The organism is Pseudomonas sp. OA65, from assembly GCF_017498305.1.
GTDB lineage: Bacteria > Pseudomonadota > Gammaproteobacteria > Pseudomonadales > Pseudomonadaceae > Aquipseudomonas > Aquipseudomonas zanjanensis.
The window spans coordinates 1-17,050 of sequence record NZ_JAGDEZ010000056.1 but is presented as its reverse complement, the minus strand read 5'-3'; the positions used below and the strand labels follow the sequence as shown (position 1 = coordinate 17,050).

The 17,050-nt window shown below is 62.1% G+C and carries 15 protein-coding genes; 9 read left to right on the top strand and 6 right to left on the bottom strand.

The annotated features are described in order from the left end of the window. Positions 1 to 198: 198 nt before the first annotated feature. The 3 genes from J3361_RS27175 to J3361_RS27165 all read right to left on the bottom strand — a co-directional run bounded on the left by J3361_RS27175 (position 199) and on the right by J3361_RS27165 (position 2,738). Positions 199 to 510, bottom strand: a complete 312-nt coding sequence (locus tag J3361_RS27175) for an amidase (RefSeq protein ID WP_207967136.1) — start codon at positions 508 to 510, stop codon at positions 199 to 201. Continuing rightward, a complete protein-coding gene (locus J3361_RS27170; protein WP_207967135.1) occupies positions 507 to 1,601 on the bottom strand; it encodes a serine hydrolase in 1,095 nt (364 codons plus the stop codon). The genes J3361_RS27175 and J3361_RS27170 overlap by 4 nt, the downstream gene beginning before the upstream one ends. A gap of 252 nt (positions 1,602 to 1,853) precedes the next feature. Next, entirely contained in the window at positions 1,854 to 2,738 is an 885-nt protein-coding gene (locus J3361_RS27165; RefSeq protein WP_207967134.1) for an acyl-CoA dehydrogenase, read from the bottom strand. Positions 2,739 to 2,884: 146 nt separating this feature from the next. On the opposite strand from J3361_RS27165, the gene olsB reads away from it, so the two are divergent. Together olsB and J3361_RS27155 are read left to right on the top strand one after the other, a co-directional pair. Next, complete coding sequence (gene olsB / locus J3361_RS27160) at positions 2,885 to 3,640, top strand: L-ornithine N(alpha)-acyltransferase (protein ID WP_053119242.1); 756 nt, start codon at positions 2,885 to 2,887, stop codon at positions 3,638 to 3,640. Beyond that, the gene (locus tag J3361_RS27155; protein ID WP_186704499.1) at positions 3,640 to 4,434 is read left to right on the top strand and encodes a lysophospholipid acyltransferase family protein; all 795 of its coding nucleotides are present in this window, start codon (positions 3,640 to 3,642) and stop codon (positions 4,432 to 4,434) included. The genes olsB and J3361_RS27155 overlap by 1 nt, the downstream gene beginning before the upstream one ends. Before the next feature lie 156 nt (positions 4,435 to 4,590). Here the strand turns inward: J3361_RS27155 and J3361_RS27150 are convergent, their stop codons facing one another. After that, positions 4,591 to 5,175, bottom strand: a complete 585-nt coding sequence (locus J3361_RS27150) for an ACP phosphodiesterase (RefSeq protein WP_207967133.1) — start codon at positions 5,173 to 5,175, stop codon at positions 4,591 to 4,593. 155 nt (positions 5,176 to 5,330) lie between these two features. Between J3361_RS27150 and J3361_RS27145 the strand changes: the two genes are divergently transcribed. The 4 genes from J3361_RS27145 (at position 5,331) to J3361_RS27130 (ending at position 8,700) form a co-directional block, all read left to right on the top strand. Further along, complete coding sequence (locus J3361_RS27145) at positions 5,331 to 5,633, top strand: helix-turn-helix transcriptional regulator (protein WP_053182660.1); 303 nt, start codon at positions 5,331 to 5,333, stop codon at positions 5,631 to 5,633. Positions 5,634 to 5,650: 17 nt separating this feature from the next. Further along, positions 5,651 to 6,817, top strand: coding sequence for an MFS transporter (locus J3361_RS27140; RefSeq protein WP_207967132.1), 1,167 nt, complete (start codon positions 5,651 to 5,653; stop codon positions 6,815 to 6,817). Between the two features lie 34 nt (positions 6,818 to 6,851). Continuing rightward, complete coding sequence (locus J3361_RS27135; RefSeq protein WP_207967131.1) at positions 6,852 to 7,901, top strand: alkene reductase; 1,050 nt, start codon at positions 6,852 to 6,854, stop codon at positions 7,899 to 7,901. Positions 7,902 to 8,193: 292 nt separating this feature from the next. After that, positions 8,194 to 8,700 (top strand): hypothetical protein, encoded by a 507-nt coding sequence (locus tag J3361_RS27130; protein WP_207967130.1) that lies wholly within the window; start codon positions 8,194 to 8,196, stop codon positions 8,698 to 8,700. A gap of 205 nt (positions 8,701 to 8,905) precedes the next feature. On the opposite strand, the gene J3361_RS27125 is transcribed toward J3361_RS27130, so the two are convergent. Then, entirely contained in the window at positions 8,906 to 9,538 is a 633-nt protein-coding gene (locus J3361_RS27125; protein WP_186704494.1) for a TetR family transcriptional regulator, read from the bottom strand. Positions 9,539 to 9,805: 267 nt separating this feature from the next. On the opposite strand from J3361_RS27125, the gene J3361_RS27120 reads away from it, so the two are divergent. The 3 genes from J3361_RS27120 to adeC are packed head-to-tail and all read left to right on the top strand — an operon-like array spanning position 9,806 to position 15,585. Next, positions 9,806 to 10,963, top strand: coding sequence for an efflux RND transporter periplasmic adaptor subunit (locus J3361_RS27120; protein ID WP_207967129.1), 1,158 nt, complete (start codon positions 9,806 to 9,808; stop codon positions 10,961 to 10,963). 3 nt (positions 10,964 to 10,966) lie between these two features. Beyond that, the gene (emhB, locus tag J3361_RS27115) at positions 10,967 to 14,131 is read left to right on the top strand and encodes an efflux RND transporter permease subunit EmhB (RefSeq protein WP_207967128.1); all 3,165 of its coding nucleotides are present in this window, start codon (positions 10,967 to 10,969) and stop codon (positions 14,129 to 14,131) included. Further along, positions 14,128 to 15,585, top strand: a complete 1,458-nt coding sequence (adeC, locus tag J3361_RS27110; protein WP_207967127.1) for an AdeC/AdeK/OprM family multidrug efflux complex outer membrane factor — start codon at positions 14,128 to 14,130, stop codon at positions 15,583 to 15,585. The genes emhB and adeC overlap by 4 nt, the downstream gene beginning before the upstream one ends. A 72-nt stretch (positions 15,586 to 15,657) precedes the next feature. Here the strand turns inward: adeC and J3361_RS27105 are convergent, their stop codons facing one another. Beyond that, positions 15,658 to 16,008, bottom strand: a complete 351-nt coding sequence (locus J3361_RS27105; RefSeq protein WP_207967126.1) for a DUF6124 family protein — start codon at positions 16,006 to 16,008, stop codon at positions 15,658 to 15,660. Between the last annotated feature and the right edge of the window lie 1,042 nt (positions 16,009 to 17,050).

Sequence of the window (17,050 nt, the reverse complement as noted above, 5' to 3'; positions counted from 1 at the left end):
CGAGGGCGCTTGCAAACTGTCTGTTTCAACAACTGCCCAGGAATGCAGAGAACCTGAGGTGAAGGGTTTCATCTGTGGGAGCAAGGCTCCCTGGGTGAAGAGGGTTTCTGTGGGAGCAAGGCTTGCCCGCGATGGCGTTTTTGCAATCGCCATCGCGGGCAAGCCTTGCTCCCACGGGCCTTGTCCTCAACAGTCAGCTCAGGGTTCCAACCGACACCCCTGCCGCTCCCCCATCCACCGCGCGCTGTTGCTACGCCCCAACCCGCTGACGGTGATGCGTTTCGCTTCAACGGTCTCGAGAAAATCGCTGGTAGGCACCGACTGCTTCACATACCCCCGGCAGTACTCGGCCGGTTGCTGCATCACATAGCGGCACGAGCAATACTCCTTGGCGGTGTAGGCGCTGATGATGTCGGGAAAGGCCCGCAACGCCACCCGCTCCAGCCACATCCAACTGAACAGGGCGATGAGCAACATCGACAACAGGGAGAGCAACACGTTGCGCTTCATGGCTGCACCGTCCCGGCGAACGCCGCCATGGCGCGCTTGAGCAGTTCGTTGTGGCGATAGCGACCGTCGCGGTCGTCGCCGTAGCGCACGATCACCAGTTTGGCGCTGGGGATGACGTAGAGCGCCTGGCCCCAATGGCCCAGCGCGGCAAAGGTGTCCGGCGGCGCGTCGGGCCAGGGGCGGATCGCCGGATCGGCGGCGCGATTGAGCCACCAATGCCCGCCCGGCACGGCTTCATCCTGGCCCGCCTGGAAATGCACGAAAGGCTCGCGACTGAACGCGACCCAATCCTGGGGGATCAGTTGCCGTTCGCCCCAGCGGCCGTCCCGTTGCATCAACAAGCCGACACGTGCCAGGTCCCGCGCCGTCAGGTAGGCATAGGACGACCCCACGAACGTGCCGCTGGCGTCGGTTTCCCAAGTGGCGTGGCGGATGCCCAAGGGTTCGAACAGAGCGGTCCAGGGGTAATCGGGATAACGTGCCGGGCCGACGATATTTTTCAGGGCCGCCGCCAACAGGTTGCTGTCACCACTGGAATAACGGAACGCCTGCCCCGGCGGGCCGAAGCGTTCATGCTGCGCGCTAAACGCCGCCATGTCATGCCGCCCGCGGGTGTAGAGCATCGCCACCACCGATGACTTCAGCGGCGCGTATTCGTAGTCTTCCTGCCAGTCCAGGCCGGACGCCCAGTGGAAAAGATCGGCCAGGGTCAGGCCCGGGTGTCGGTTCAGCGGCGGGTAGTACTTGGCGGCCGGATCGTCCAGGGCAAAGCGCTGTTCACCGTAGGCCACACCGAACACCGTCGCCAGCAGGCTTTTGCTGATGGACCAGGTCAGGTGCGGGGTTTGGGCGGTGGTTGGCCCGGCGTAGCGTTCATAGACCAGCCGACCGTCCTGGATCACCAGCAGCGCATCGGTGCGGATGCCCTCGCGCCGCTCATCGTCCCGGGGCGGGAAGGCGTATTGCGCCAAGGCCTCGATGGCCGGGCCGCTCGGGGTCGGGCCGCTTGGCCATTGCTCACCGGGCCAGTCTTCGGCGTGGACGCTCAGGTTCAGCAATAACAGCGGGATCAGCAACCAGCCTTTGGACATGCTTGGGGCTCGCAGGGTTGAACCTTCGGAGCCTATTCGGACTTGATGACAGTTTGGGGACTTGTGTCGACAGTGCTGACGCCATCGCGGGCAAGCCTTGCTCCCACAGGTCTAGCGAAAGCCTTGCTCCCACAGGTCTAGCGAAAGCCTTGCTCCCACAGGTCTAGCGAAAGCCTTGCTCCCACAGGTCTTCAGCAGACTGTCATTTGGCATTGCACCTGTGGGAGCAAGGCTTGCCCGCGATGAGGCCCTTCAACCCGATGAAGATTCCAACGCCTTGGCCAACCGCTTGGCCCGCGCCCCCGCCGCGATATCCATCACGCCTTTATCCCGCGTCCACAGCTCGCGCCACGTCGCAGGCCCGCCGGCCAGGGCGGCGCTGAGTTCGCCGTCGAGCCCGTGGAACTGGGCGAACAACCCGCCCAGCAGCACATGCCCGGCAGCACTCGAAGGGTTATGCCGGCTCACTTCCGCACAGCCGGCGAGCAACGCCAGCAGGCGCAGCTGCAACGCCTGGGGCCAGGCGCACTCTTGCCCGACGCCATACAACCAGGCGCTCATCGCACTGAGCACATAAAGGTCTTCCAGGGTGCGGAACGGTTTGACGTAGGCGTCCCAACCGTCGCCTGCCAGCAACTCGCACAACGCGCCATCGAGCAGCACGCGGCCATGGCTGATGTCCGGCATCAGGCCGATGGCGGGCAGTTTCTCCAAGGTCACGCCGGGCTCGCCCGCGTAGGCCACCGCCAGGTTCAGCCGTGGCGTTTCACCGGGCGCTTCGCAGCGGGCGGCAATCAGCAGCCACTCGGCGGCGTCGCCAGCGGTGACGAAATCCTTGCGTCCGCTCAGGCGCAAGTCGTCGAGACGGGTGTGCATGTCCGCCGGCCGCACGCTGCGTTGCTCAGTGGCGCACAGGGCGCCAAGGCTCTGCGGCGCGCTGGGCCACAGCACCCGCAGTGCCGCCTGGTAGCCCACCAGGAACGCCAGCCCCGGCGTGGCCATCGAGCGAGCTCCAAGCACGGCCAGCTCGAACGGCGTCACCGGCCCCAGGCGTTGCAACAACGCTGAATAACCTTCAGCCAAGTCCGGATGGGCGGGCAAGCGCTCGCCGTGTTCGATCAGGGTGTGCCAGGGCATTGGGCGGACTCCTTGAGGGCTGTCATATAAGCATCACCAAAGCTTCATGGCGATGACACCGGGGCTACATAGCCTGACTTTGCACAACATGGCTGCATAAAGAAAGTCGACAGGCTGCAACTGAACAGCCCGCACGGAGATTCGCTATGACCCAGATCGCCCGCATCAGCGACACCGGCAATGAACGCCGCCTGCAAGCCGAACGCCTGATCGGCGCCCACGCCTTGCAAGAAGCCCAGGCCCTGCGCTTCAACGTCTTCAGTGGCGAGTTCAACGCCAAGCTCAAAGGCGCGGAAATGGGTCTGGACATGGATGACTATGATGTTCACTGCGCCCACATCGGCGTACGCGACCTGAACACCGGCCGCCTCGTGGCCACCACTCGCTTGCTCGACCACCAGGCCGCCAGCAGCCTGGGCCGGTTCTACAGCGAAGAAGAATTCAGCCTCCACGGCCTGGTCCACCTCAAGGGCCCAATCCTCGAAATCGGCCGTACCTGCGTCGACCCGGCCTACCGCAACGGTGGCACCATCGCGGTGCTCTGGGGCGAGCTGGCCGAAGTCCTGAACGAAGGCGGCTACAGCTACCTGATGGGCTGCGCGAGCATTCCGATGCAGGATGGCGGCATCCAGGCCCAGGCGATCATGCAGCGCCTGCGCGAACGCTACCTGTGCACCGAACACCTGCAAGCCGTGCCGAAAAAACCACTGCCGACCCTGGACGTGCCGTCCAACGTCATTGCCGAGATGCCTCCGCTGCTCAAGGCCTACATGCGCCTGGGCGCGAAGATCTGCGGCGAGCCGTGCTGGGACGAGGATTTCCAGGTGGCCGATGTGTTCATCCTGCTCAAGCGCGACGAGCTCTGCCCGCGCTACGCCCGTCACTTCAAGGCAGCGGTGTGATGAGTCGGTTGCGGGTGTACGCGCGTATCGCGCGAGTCTTGCTGGTGGTGACGCTGGGGCTGAGCATGGCCAGTGTGTTCGGTTTGTTCGAACGCCTGGGGATCGCCAACTCCATGGTGCGTCGCCAACGCTGGTCGCGGTTCTTCATGGCCCGGCTGAGCCATGCCCTGCCCTTTGCCGTCACCGTCCACGGTCAACTGCCGCAACGGCCGATGCTCTGGGTCAGCAACCATGTGTCCTGGACCGACATCCCGTTACTGGGCATGCTCACGCCGCTGTCGTTCCTGTCCAAGGCCGAAGTGCGCACCTGGCCGGTCGCTGGCTGGCTGGCCGCCAAGGCCGGCAGCTTGTTTATCCGGCGCGGCTCGGGTGACAGTCAGTTGATCCGCAAGCAGATGAGCCGCCATCTGGAACAGGCCCATCCGTTGTTGATGTTCCCCGAAGGCACCACCACCGACGGCCGTTCCCTGCGCACCTTCCACGGTCGCTTGTTGTCGGCGGCGATCGATGCCGATGTCGCCTTGCAACCGGTGGCGATTCGTTATCTGCGCAACGGCGAGCCGGATTCCCTGGCGCCGTTCATTGGCGATGATGATTTGCTGTCGCACCTGATGCGCCTGTTCGCCAATGACCGGGGTGAGGTGCACATCCACCTGCTGGAACCGATTGCCTGCCACGGCCAGGAACGCGCAGCCCTGGCCTTCCAGGCGCAGCAAGCGGTACACAAGGCGTTGTTCGGCGCGATTCCCGAGAAACAGCAAGTGCCGGTGCGGCCTGCTGCGATTGCGGCCTGATCGGTCCCAGCGCCCCCCTGTGGAGATCCCTTGTGGGAGCGAGCCTGCTCGCGATAGCAGTTTGTCAGTCAGCTGATTCTTGACTGCCAGGCCCTCATCGCGAGCAGGCTCGCTCCCACATTTAATCTTCAGCGACCACAAGATCCAGCTCCAACATCACTCCTGCCCTGCAATCTGGCTCAACGCAAAATCCTGAAGCTGCGGATAGAACAGCCGGAAATCCTCGCTCAACGGCTCATAGAGCCTGATCAACTCCGGCATCGCCCCAGCCAGTTCCTCGGGCCGGGACAGGCGGCGGGAAATGCCGCGCAGCACCTGCCCAAGCACCTCGAACTCCTGATAAGACCCCAGCCAGTCATCCGCCGCCATGTGCGGCGCGATGTGCGCCAGGCGCCCCGGTAGCTGCGGTTCGGTGCTGAGCACTTGGTAAACCCGGGAGGTGAAATCCAACAGCGGCTCTTCACCGTACAACGGCCAGTCCCGGGCCAGGCAATGGTCGAAAAACACGTCGAGCACGATCCCGGCATAACGCCGCCGCACCGTGGAAAAGCGCGACAGGGCGATGTCCACCAAAGGATGACGGTCGGTGTACATGTCAATGCGCCGATGCAGGGCAATCGCCGCTTCGATCCGCGGATCGTAGAGCCCTTGCAGCGGTCCCTTGACGAAGTCGCCGTAGAGGCTGCCGAGCAGTTGTTCCCGGCCGGGGCCGCCGAGGTGCAGGTGCGCGAGATAGTTCATGGCCCGCAGCTTAGCACTCTCCCGCCAATATCGTTATAACCCGATATAGCGATTTGTTCAGTATTCAGATCAAATCCATATTGGTATATCGCGAAGTAACGATTTAAGGTTCGCTCCATCGCGATATAGCGTTTTACTCACCCGAGCCTGCCACCATGACCCTCGACCTCGACGAAATAATAAAAGCCCTGGCGCACCCAGTACGGCGAGACATCCTCAACTGGCTCAAAGACCCCAAGGTCCAGTTCCCCGACCAGTTGCACAACCATGAGTTCGGCATTTGCGCCGGGCAGATCGACCAGCGTTGCGGCCTGTCGCAATCCACGGTGTCTGCGCATTTGGCGGTGTTGCAACGGGCGGGGCTGATCACCAGCCAGAAGGTCGGTCAATGGCACTTCTTCAAACGCAACGAGGACGTGATCCAGCAGTTCCTCAAGCAAATGAGCCAAGAGCTCTGACCTGACAAGGACCCATCATGCCCCTTTCACTCCTGATCCTGGCCCTGAGCGCCTTCGCCATCGGCACCACCGAGTTCGTCATCATGGGCCTGTTGCCCGACGTGGCGGCCGACCTGGGCGTGTCGATTCCCGGCGCCGGCTGGCTGGTGACCGGCTACGCCCTGGGCGTGGCCATCGGTGCGCCGTTCATGGCCCTGGCCACCGCCCGGCTGCCGCGCAAGGCCGCCCTGGTGGCGTTGATGGGGATTTTCATCGTCGGCAACCTGCTCTGCGCCATCGCCAGCGACTACAACGTGCTGATGTTCGCCCGGGTTGTCACGGCCCTGTGCCACGGTGCGTTCTTCGGCATCGGTTCAGTAGTCGCCGCCGGCCTGGTGGCGCCCAACAAGCGCGCCTCGGCCGTGGCCCTGATGTTTACCGGCCTGACCCTGGCCAACGTCCTCGGCGTACCGCTGGGCACCGCACTGGGCCAGGAAGCCGGCTGGCGCTCGACCTTCTGGGCAGTGACGGTTATCGGCGTGGTGGCACTGATTGGCCTGATCCGCTTCCTGCCGGCCAAGCGCGACGAAGAAAAACTCGACATGCGCTCGGAGCTGGTGGCGCTCAAAGGCGCCGGTCTGTGGCTGTCCCTGAGCATGACCGCGCTGTTCTCCGCGTCGGTGTTCACCCTCTTCACCTACGTCGCTCCGCTGTTGGGTGAAGTGACCGGCGTATCGCCCCGAGGCGTGACCTGGACCCTGGTGCTGATCGGCCTGGGACTGACCTTGGGCAACATCATCGGCGGCAAGCTGGCGGACAAGAGCCTGGCAAACACCTTGCTGGGCGTCTTCATCACCATGGCCGTGGTGTCCACCGTGCTGAGCTGGACCAGCGTGGCGCTGATCCCCACTGAAATCACCCTGTTCCTCTGGGCCACCGCCTGCTTCGCCGCCGTGCCGGCCCTGCAAGTCAACGTGGTGACCTTCGGCAAGGACGCGCCCAACCTGGTCTCCACCCTGAACATCGGCGCCTTCAACGTCGGCAATGCACTGGGCGCCTGGGTCGGCGGCAGCGTCATCGACCAAGGCCTGGGCCTGACTGCCGTGCCCCTGGCCGCCGGCGCGCTGGCCGTGCTGGCGCTGCTGGTCACCCTGATCACTTTCCGCCAGGGCGGCAATGCCGACCTGGCCCCGGCAACTCGTTGACTGTTTACCCTTCCACTTTCGAGGTTGTATTTTCATGGCGACTATTTTCGACCCCATCAAACTCGGCGACATCGAGCTGAAGAACCGCATCATCATGGCCCCGCTCACCCGTTGCCGCGCCGATGCAGGCCGCGTGCCCAATGCGCTGATGGCCGAGTACTACGTGCAACGCGCCTCCGCTGGCCTGATCCTCAGCGAAGCGACCTCCGTCACGCCGATGGGCGTGGGCTACCCGGACACCCCGGGCATCTGGTCCAACGACCAGGTACGCGGCTGGTCCAACGTCACCAAGGCGATCCACGGCGCCGGCGGCAAGATCTTCCTGCAACTGTGGCACGTCGGCCGGATCTCCCATCCGTCTTACCTGAACGGCGAAACCCCGGTGGCACCCAGCGCGATCCAGCCCAAGGGCCACGTCAGCCTGGTCCGCCCGCTGGCCGACTACCCAACGCCGCGCGCATTGGAAACCGCTGAAATCGCCGATATCGTCGACGCCTACCGCGTCGGTGCCGAGAATGCCAAGGCTGCGGGTTTCGACGGCGTGGAGATCCACGGCGCCAACGGCTATCTGCTCGACCAGTTCCTGCAAAGCAGCACCAACCAGCGCACCGACAACTACGGCGGCTCCCTGGAAAACCGTGCCCGCCTGCTGCTGGAAGTGACCGACGCCGCCATCGAAGTCTGGGGCGCCGGCCGGGTTGGCGTGCACCTGGCGCCACGTGCCGACTCCCATGACATGGGTGACGAGAACCGCCTGGAAACCTTCAGCTACGTGGCTCGCGAACTGGGCAAGCGTGGCATCGCCTTCATCTGCTCCCGTGAGAAGGAGGGCGAAGACAGCATCGGCCCACAACTCAAGCAGGCTTTCGGCGGCCCGTACATCGCCAACGAACGCTTTACCAAAGAGAGCGCCAATGCCTGGCTGGCAGAAGGCAAGGCTGACGCCGTGGCCTTCGGCGTGCCGTTCATTGCCAACCCGGACCTGCCGGCACGCTTGAAAGCCGACGCGCCGTTGAATGAGGCGCATCCGGAAACGTTCTACGGGAAAGGTCCGGTGGGTTATATCGATTATCCAGTGATGTAGGTCAACAACAGTAACAGCTGCAATAAGCCCCGATACTTTAATAAGTGCCGGGGCTTTTTTTCACCCAAAACCCAGCATTACTCCAACGAACAAAATCCAGCGTCAAAGACACGAAACATAAGATAACAACAGTTCACTCAACACAATGGAACAGAACAAGAAATCACGTTAATAATAAAAATGCTGAAGCATCGACGGTACGTCCAGTCACGGCATTGTCATCAGCAAGAAACCTACCCATCAAAAACAGTATGCAGACCTCAAGACATCTGCGCTCATGGAAGAGTCCACAATGAACCACATCAAACGCTTTACCCTGTCTGCGGCACTGACTGCCTTATTCAGTACCCACGCAATGGCAGATACGGCCGTACTCGTCCAAGTCATGAACAAGACTCCGGACACTTTAAAACTGAGACACCTTTCCGTCCTTCCACCCGACTATCCCACGTCGGGTTACGACGTATCGCCGAACAAACTCCGAAACATCAACATTCCCTTTCAAAGGGCATTCACTTATCCCACGTCGGGATGGCAACCGACTTTAAGGAAAATTGCCCCGATGCAATTCAATCTTACTTATGAAGTCAATGGTCATTTCTGCCAGCTTGCAACTCGGCTCGAAGTCCCCATCATTCCTGGCTGGGCAGAGCCCAGCTACAGTCCTCGCTGGAATAAGGCTGTAAACACCTCGGGCAATAACAACTACCGCTGCAACGCCGTCATCACCCAAAAGATGTCTGAGGCCCCCTTCAGCTACACCATTAATCTGACGATCGATGAAAACACCCCGAGCTGATTAATTCCAGCGAGGTTGACGCCCAAGGCACACGCCTGAGCGGGGGAGACTTAACGAGCGCGCAACAATTTCCCTACAAAATAACCGGCTCACAGCCTGTCCACACCGCAGCCATGGCTATATAAAGTATGCCGCCGGGAGAAGTGCCCGGCGGCATACTGCGGACCGGCTATTGACACAAACCGACTCAATTACGCATTTTGTTTCATTTGCGCAGGCTGGGGCTCAGGTGCAGCATGTCCAGCCCGATCTCCACCCAACGCTCGGCCTCACCCGCCAGGGCGAAGCTGTCGGGAGCCAGCAGCCACTGGTACAGAATGCCATCGATGTAGGCATGAATGGCGACTGCCGCCCTTTCCGGGTCCAGATCATCCGGTAACTGGCCGCGTTTCATCGCATTGCGCAACGACAGGGCGATGCGCACATTGCAGTCGAGGCTGACCTCGCGTCGCTGCTGGCGCAAATCGCACATTTCATCGGTGAATTCACACTTATGGAACAGGATCTCATTAATGCGTCGGGTTTTCGGGTCCAGGGCCACTTGCTGGAACAACCGGACCAGCAGCTTGCGAATACAGCCCAGCGGGTCAAGCTCCTCTTCACTCTCACTGGCACGGGCCAACTCGTCGAGCGGCTCGTGCAGGGTATCGAGCATCGCCTGGAGCAAATCCGCCTTGTTGCTGAAATGCCAATAGATAGCCCCGCGCGTCACCCCGGCCAGTGTCGCGATGTCAGCCAGGGTTGTACGCGCCACGCCACGCTCGAAAAAGGCCTTTTCGGCGGCTTCGAGGATCTGGCTGCGAGTCTCCTGGGCTTCCTCTTTGGTACGACGGACCATGGCAGTAAACACCTCAATCAGGATGCGGTCAGCAATGCGTAAGAATCAGCTGAGCAAAATATGAGGCGACGTCCCTTGGAGCGCGTCGCCGATCTACGCTGGCCTTTGTCAGGCTTTTGTAAATCCGGATATTACGCAATTTGGCTGTTTACAAACAACCGTGTACGTAAGTATATTTCTTAGCATCCTACTAATTGAATTACTGCTGCTTTTTTACCTTTCCACCTTTCGAGTGCGCCCGTTGCGCGCCTGGACCCGAGGATTTCCATGCAATTCAAGCCAGCTGTTACTGCTCTGGTTACCGCCATCGCCCTGGCATCGCTGCTCAGCGGATGCAAAAAGGAAGAGGCTGCACCTGCTGCTCCCCCTCCTCAGGTCGGCGTCGTAACCCTCAAGACCCAGCCTTTCACCTTGACCTCGGAACTGCCGGGCCGCACCAGCGCGTTCCGCGTCGCGGAAGTACGGCCACAGGTCAACGGGATCATTCTCAAGCGCTTGTTCAAGGAAGGCGCAGACGTCAAGGCCGGCCAGCAGCTGTATCAGATCGATCCGGCTGTCTATGAAGCGACTCTCAAGAGTGCCGAGGCCAACCTGCGTTCCACCAAGTCGATTGCCGACCGCTACAAGCAACTGGTGGACGAACAGGCGGTGAGCCGCCAGGAATACGACACCGCCGTGGCCAATCGCCTGGAGTCGGAAGCCAACCTGCAGACAGCCCAGATCAACGTGCGCTACACCAAGGTCTATGCGCCGATTTCCGGTCGAATCGGTCGCTCCTCGGTGACCGAGGGTGCGCTGGTCAGTAACGGCCAGACCGATGCCCTGGCGACCATCCAGCAACTGGACCCGATCTATGTTGATGTGACGCAGAGCTCGGTCGAGCTGCTGCAACTGCGCCGCGAGCTGGAAAGCGGTCGCCTGCAAAAGGCCGGCGAGAACGCCGCCATGGTCAAGCTGACCCTGGAAGACGGCAGCCAGTATCCGCACGAAGGCAAGTTGGAGTTCTCCGAAGTCTCGGTTGACCAGACCACCGGTTCGGTGACCTTGCGCGCCGTGTTCCCTAACCCTGACCACACCCTGCTGCCGGGCATGTTCGTCCACGCCCAATTGCAGGCCGGTGTGAACAGCGCGGCGATCCTGGCACCGCAACAAGGCGTGACCCGCGACCTCAAGGGCATGCCGACCGCCATGGTCGTGGGCGCCGACAACAAAGTCGAACTGCGCCAGCTCAAGGCCAGCCGCACCGTCGGCAGCCAGTGGCTGATCGAAGACGGGCTCAAGGCCGGCGATCGCCTGATCACCGAAGGGTTGCAGTACGTACGGCCGGGGGTGGAAGTCAAAGCCACCGAAGCCACCAACGTCAACACCCAGAACCCGGCCCCCGCTCAGGCAGCTGATAAAGCAGCCGAAGGCAAAGGGGAGTAAACCATGTCGAAATTTTTTATCGACCGTCCGATTTTCGCCTGGGTGATCGCCCTGGTGATCATGCTGGTCGGGGCTCTATCGATCCTAAAGTTGCCGATCAACCAATACCCGAGCATCGCGCCACCGGCCATTGCGATCCAGGTGACCTACCCGGGTGCGTCCGCGCAAACCGTGCAGGACACCGTGGTGCAGGTGATCGAGCAGCAGCTCAACGGTATCGACAACCTGCGTTATGTATCGTCGGAAAGTAACTCCGACGGCAGCATGACCATCACCGCGACCTTCGAACAGGGCACCAGCTCCGATACCGCCCAGGTCCAGGTCCAGAACAAGTTGAACCTGGCCACCCCGCTGTTACCGCAAGAAGTGCAGCAGCAGGGTATCCGCGTGACCAAGGCGGTGAAGAACTTCCTCATGGTCATCGGCGTGGTGTCGCGTGACGGCAGCATGACCAAGGACGACTTGGCCAACTACATCGTGTCCAACCTGCAAGACCCGATCTCGCGTACTGCCGGTGTCGGTGACTTCCAGGTCTTCGGTGCCCAGTACGCCATGCGGATCTGGCTCGACCCGGCCAAGTTGAACAACTTCAACCTGACCCCGGTCGACGTGAAAAACGCCATTGCCGCGCAAAACGTCCAGGTCTCGTCCGGCCAACTTGGCGGCTTGCCTGCCCTGCCCGGCCAGCAACTGAACGCCACCATCATCGGCAAGACCCGTCTGCAGACCGCCGAGCAGTTCAAGGCGATCCTGCTCAAGGTCAACCCGGACGGCTCGCAAGTGCGCGTCGGCGACGTCGCCGATGTCGGCCTGGGCGGTGAGAACTACAGTGTCAGCGCCCAGTTCAACGGCGCCCCGGCGTCGGGCCTGGCGGTCAAACTGGCCAACGGCGCCAACGCCCTCGACACGGCCAAGGCCCTGCGCAAGACCATCGACGATCTCAAGCCGTTCTTCCCGCAAGGCGTGGAAGTGGTGTTCCCGTACGACACCACGCCAGTGGTGAGCGAATCGATCAAGGGTGTGGTTGAAACCCTGGTCGAAGCGGTCGCGCTGGTGTTCCTGGTGATGTTCCTGTTCCTGCAGAACTTCCGCGCCACCATCATCACCACGATGACGGTGCCGGTGGTGTTGCTGGGTACCTTCGGCATCCTCGCGGCGGCCGGCTTCAGTATCAACACCCTGACCATGTTCGGCATGGTGCTGGCCATCGGCTTGCTGGTGGACGACGCCATCGTCGTGGTGGAAAACGTCGAACGGGTGATGAGCGAAGAAGGCCTGTCGCCCAAGGAAGCCACCAAGAAATCCATGGGCCAGATCCAGGGTGCGTTGGTGGGTATCGCGCTGGTGCTGTCGGCGGTGCTGTTGCCGATGGCGTTCTTCAGCGGTTCCACCGGGGTGATCTACAAGCAGTTCTCCATCACGATCGTCTCGGCCATGGCCTTGTCGGTCCTGGTGGCGTTGATCTTCACCCCGGCCCTGTGCGCCACCATGCTCAAGCCGATCCCCAAGGGTGAGCACGGCACGCCGAAGCGCGGCTTCTTCGGCTGGTTCAACCGCAACTTCGACCGTGGCGTTCGCAGCTACGAGCGCGGCGTGGGCAATATGCTCAGGCACAAGGCCCCGTACCTGCTGGCCTACGTGCTCATCGTGGTTGGCATGATCTGGCTGTTCACCCGCATCCCGACGGCGTTCCTGCCGGAAGAAGACCAGGGCGTACTATTCGCCCAGGTGCAGACCCCGGCCGGTTCCAGTGCCGAGCGCACGCAGGTGGTGGTGGACAAAATGCGTGAGTTCCTGCTGCGTCCAAGCAACGACGGCGGTGAGGGCGATGCGGTGGCGTCGGTGTTCACGGTGACCGGCTTCAACTTCGCCGGTCGTGGCCAGAGCTCCGGCATGGCCTTCATCATGCTCAAGCCATGGGAGGAGCGTAACGCCGACAACAGCGTGTTCAAGCTCGCGGCCCGCGCCCAACAGCACTTCTTCACGTTCCGTGACGCGATGGTGTTCGCCTTCGCCCCGCCGGCGGTGCTGGAACTGGGTAACGCCACCGGTTTCGACGTGTTCCTGCAAGACCGCGCCGGTATCGGCCACGACAAGCTGATGGAGGCTCGCAACCAGTTCCTGGGGATGGCTTCCCAGAGCAAGATCCTCTCCCAGGTGCGTCCGAACGGCCTGAACGACGAGCCGCAATACCAGCTGGAAATCGACGACGAGAAGGCCAGCGCGCTGGGCATCACCCTGTCGGACATCAACAACACCCTGTCGATTGCCTTGGGCAGTAGCTACGTGAACGACTTCATCGACCGTGGTCGGGTGAAGAAAGTGTACGTGCAGGGTCAAGCTGGTGCCCGTATGAGCCCCGAGGACTTGCAGAAGTGGTACGTGCGCAACAGCGCCGGGACCATGGTGCCGTTCACTGCGTTCGCCAAGGGCGAGTGGGTCTATGGCTCGCCGAAACTGGCCCGCTACAACGGCGTGGAAGCGATGGAAATCCTCGGCGCTCCGGCCCCGGGCTACTCCACCGGTGAAGCCATGGCCGAAGTCGAAGCCATCGCGAAGAAGCTGCCGGCCGGTGTGGGTATTTCCTGGACGGGCTTGTCCTATGAGGAACGTCTATCGGGCTCCCAGGCGCCGGCGCTGTACGCCTTGTCGCTGCTGATGGTGTTCCTGTGCCTGGCAGCGCTGTATGAAAGCTGGTCGATTCCGATCGCGGTCATGCTCGTGGTTCCCCTGGGGATTATCGGGGCCCTGATGGCGACCAGCCTGCGTGGCCTGTCCAACGACGTGTACTTCCAGGTGGGCTTGCTGACCACCATCGGCCTGGCGGCGAAAAACGCCATTCTGATCGTGGAATTCGCCAAGGAACTCCACGAACAGGGCCGAACCCTGGTGGAAGCCGCCATCGAAGCCTGTAGGATGCGTCTGCGGCCGATCATCATGACGTCCCTGGCGTTCGTCCTCGGTGTGGTTCCGCTGGCGATTTCCACGGGTGCCGGTTCGGGCAGCCAGCATGCCATCGGTACCGGTGTGATCGGCGGTATGCTCACCGCGACCATCCTGGCGATCTTCTGGGTACCCTTGTTCTTCGTGACCGTGTCGTCGATGGGTCGTCGCAAAAATATCGACCAGGACAACACTCCTGAAACTTCCAAAGAGGCTGGCCAATGAGCAAGTCGCTACTCTCCCTGACCATCGCCGCCGTCGTGCTCAGCGGTTGCTCGCTGATCCCCGACTATCAGCGGCCCGACGCACCGGTTGCGGCGCAATACCCGCAAGGGCCGGCCTACGAGGCCGCCAAGGCGCCCGGCCAGGCCGCCGTCGAGCAAGGCTGGAAGCAGTTTTTCCATGACCCGGCGTTGCAACAGCTAATCCAGGTCGCCCTGGAAAACAACCGCGACCTGCGCGTCGCGGCGCTGAACATCGATGCCTACGCCGCGCAATACCGCATCCAGCGTGCGGACCTGTTCCCGGCGGTCTCGGCCACCGGCTCCGGCAGCCGCCAGCGAGTACCGGCACGGGCCTCGCAAACCGGTGAAGCGGCGATCAGCAGTTCCTACTCGGCAACGCTGGGCATCAGCGCCTATGAACTGGACCTGTTCGGTCGGGTTCGCAGCCTGAGCGAGCAAGCCTTGCAAAGCTACTTCGCCACCGAAGAAGCCCGGCGCAGCACCCAGATCAGCCTGGTGGCCAACGTCGCCAATGCCTACCTGACCTGGCAGGCCGACAAGGAACTGCTCAAGCTGACCCAGGAAACCCTGGGCACCTACGAGCAGAGCCTGAAGCTGACCTCCCGCAGCGCTGAAGTCGGCGTGGCCTCGGCCCTGGACCTGAGCCAGGCGCGCACCGCCGTGGAAAACGCCCGTGTGCAACTGGCCCGCTACACCCGCCAGGTGGCCCAGGATGAAAACAGCCTGACCCTGCTGCTGGGCACCGGCCTGCCGGCCAACCTGAACGCGCAACCGTTGAGCGATGACCTGCTCAGCGAAGTGCCGGCCGGGCTACCGTCGGACCTGCTGCAACGTCGTCCGGACATTCTCCAGGCCGAACGCAACCTGTTGGCCGCCAACGCCAACATCGGCGCCGCGCGGGCCGCGTTCTTCCCGAGCATCAGCCTGACGGCCAACGCCGGCACCCTGAGCCCGGACCTGTCCGGCCTGTTCAAGGGCGGTTCGGGCACCTGGAGCTTCGCGCCGCAGATCAACCTGCCGATCTTCAATGCCGGCAGCCTGCGAGCAAGCCTGGACTACGCCAAGATCCAGAAAGACATCAACGTCGCGCAGTATGAGAAGTCGATTCAGACCGCGTTCCAGGAGGTCTCCGACGGCCTGGCCGCGCGCCAGACCTACAACGAACAGTTGCAGGCCCAGACCGACTTCGTTGCCGCCAACCAGGACTACTACCGTCTGGCCGAGCGTCGCTACCGCATCGGTGTCGACAGCAACCTGACCTTCCTCGACGCCCAGCGCCAGTTGTTCAGCGCGCAACAGTCGCTGATCACCGACCGCCTTGCGCAACTGACCAGCGAGGTCAATTTGTACAAGGCATTGGGCGGTGGTTGGAATGCCGAGACGGGCAAGAACGAGCCGGTGGCGGAGAAAGCGCCGCCGATGAAACTGTTCTGATGCCTGAGTGTTGAAACACGAAGCCCACCGCAAGGTGGGCTTTTTGTTTGTGTGTGTTTAACAGCGACTGGGTTAACGCGGGTCGATGAGATCCAGCGCTCGATTGGCCAACAACTCACTCAAGTCAATCATTTGCGCCACGCCGAGCGCGACATGCCGCCGCGAGCCTTCCAGATCGAACGCCAGGTCGTTGACCATGGCGCTGGCTGAGGCCAGGGTTTCGCTGAGGTTCGCCAGTAGACATTCGGTGTCGAGGGTATCGATGACAGTGAAAACTTGAGTTGAGGTTTTTGGCTTGGGATCAGGGTGGGTGCCTAGATGGTAATCGAGTGCTCGGTTTGCGGCCTCTTGGAGCTTTTCTGGATCGGGGTCGTTGTAGGGGAAAGTGCTTTCTGATGGCGAAGAAGGATGATGTTTTTTCATAACGGCGCTCCTGCATCAATTGGAGCCCGAGACGTGGGTCCGGGCGCTGGCGCCTAACGAATTCGGCGGGCTTGCAGTCCCGGTCGCTGGATTGGCAGCGACCCGAACAAGCTAGAGATACCGCTTCCGAGCAGCAACCTTAAAACTTCGTCGGAAAAGTCGCCGCGTCTGTCAGACCGGCCACAAATCTTGTGGGAGCGAGCTTGCTCGCGATGGGGGCCTGTCAGTCGGCCAGGATGTTTTTGACTGAGTACATATCCATTTTCTCGGTAACGGCGACTTAGGGTTCCGCCCTGACGGCGGCTCACTTTTGAGAAGCGCAAAAGTAAGCAAAACGCTCATGCCCCACCACTCGGTGCCTCGCTAGGGCTCGGCATGCCCGCACTCCGGCATTGCTCCGTGGGCCGCCGCGAAGGGCCATCCATGGCCCAGCGCGGCTACCTCGGCATCCATGCCGAGGTGCCCACTGCGCAAGGCCTGCGTGCGGCCATCGTGGTTAACGGGGCGCCGAAATCAACGTCCACCGCGAGGCGGCCTAGTAGCCGACCTGGTTCTTGATGGGGACCGCGTTCCTCCTGTGGGAGCGGGCTTGCTCGCGAAGAGGCCGGCAAATTCCACATCGCCACCGACTGTGACACCCACACTTGGATTGAAGTAGAGCCGTCAGAACTAGGTCGGTTGTCAGGCCGCCTTCGCGAGCAGGCTCGCTCCCACAGTTGGGTCGAAGTACAGCTGCCAGAACCCGGTCGACTGTTAGGCCGCCTTCGCGAGCAAGCCCGCTCCCACAGATTTAGATAAGAGTACGACCGGGAGAGCCAGGTCGGCTGTCAGGCCGCCTCGCGAGCAAGCTTTGCTCCCACAGATCTGACGCGTGTACGACCGGGAGAGCCAGGTCGGCTGTCAGGCCGCCTCGCGGTGGACGTTGATCTCGGGCGCCCCGTTAACCACGATGGCCGAACGCAGGCATTGCGCAGTGGGCATCCCGGCATGGATGCCGGGATAGCCGCGCTGGGCCATGGATGGCCCTTCGCGGCGGCCCACG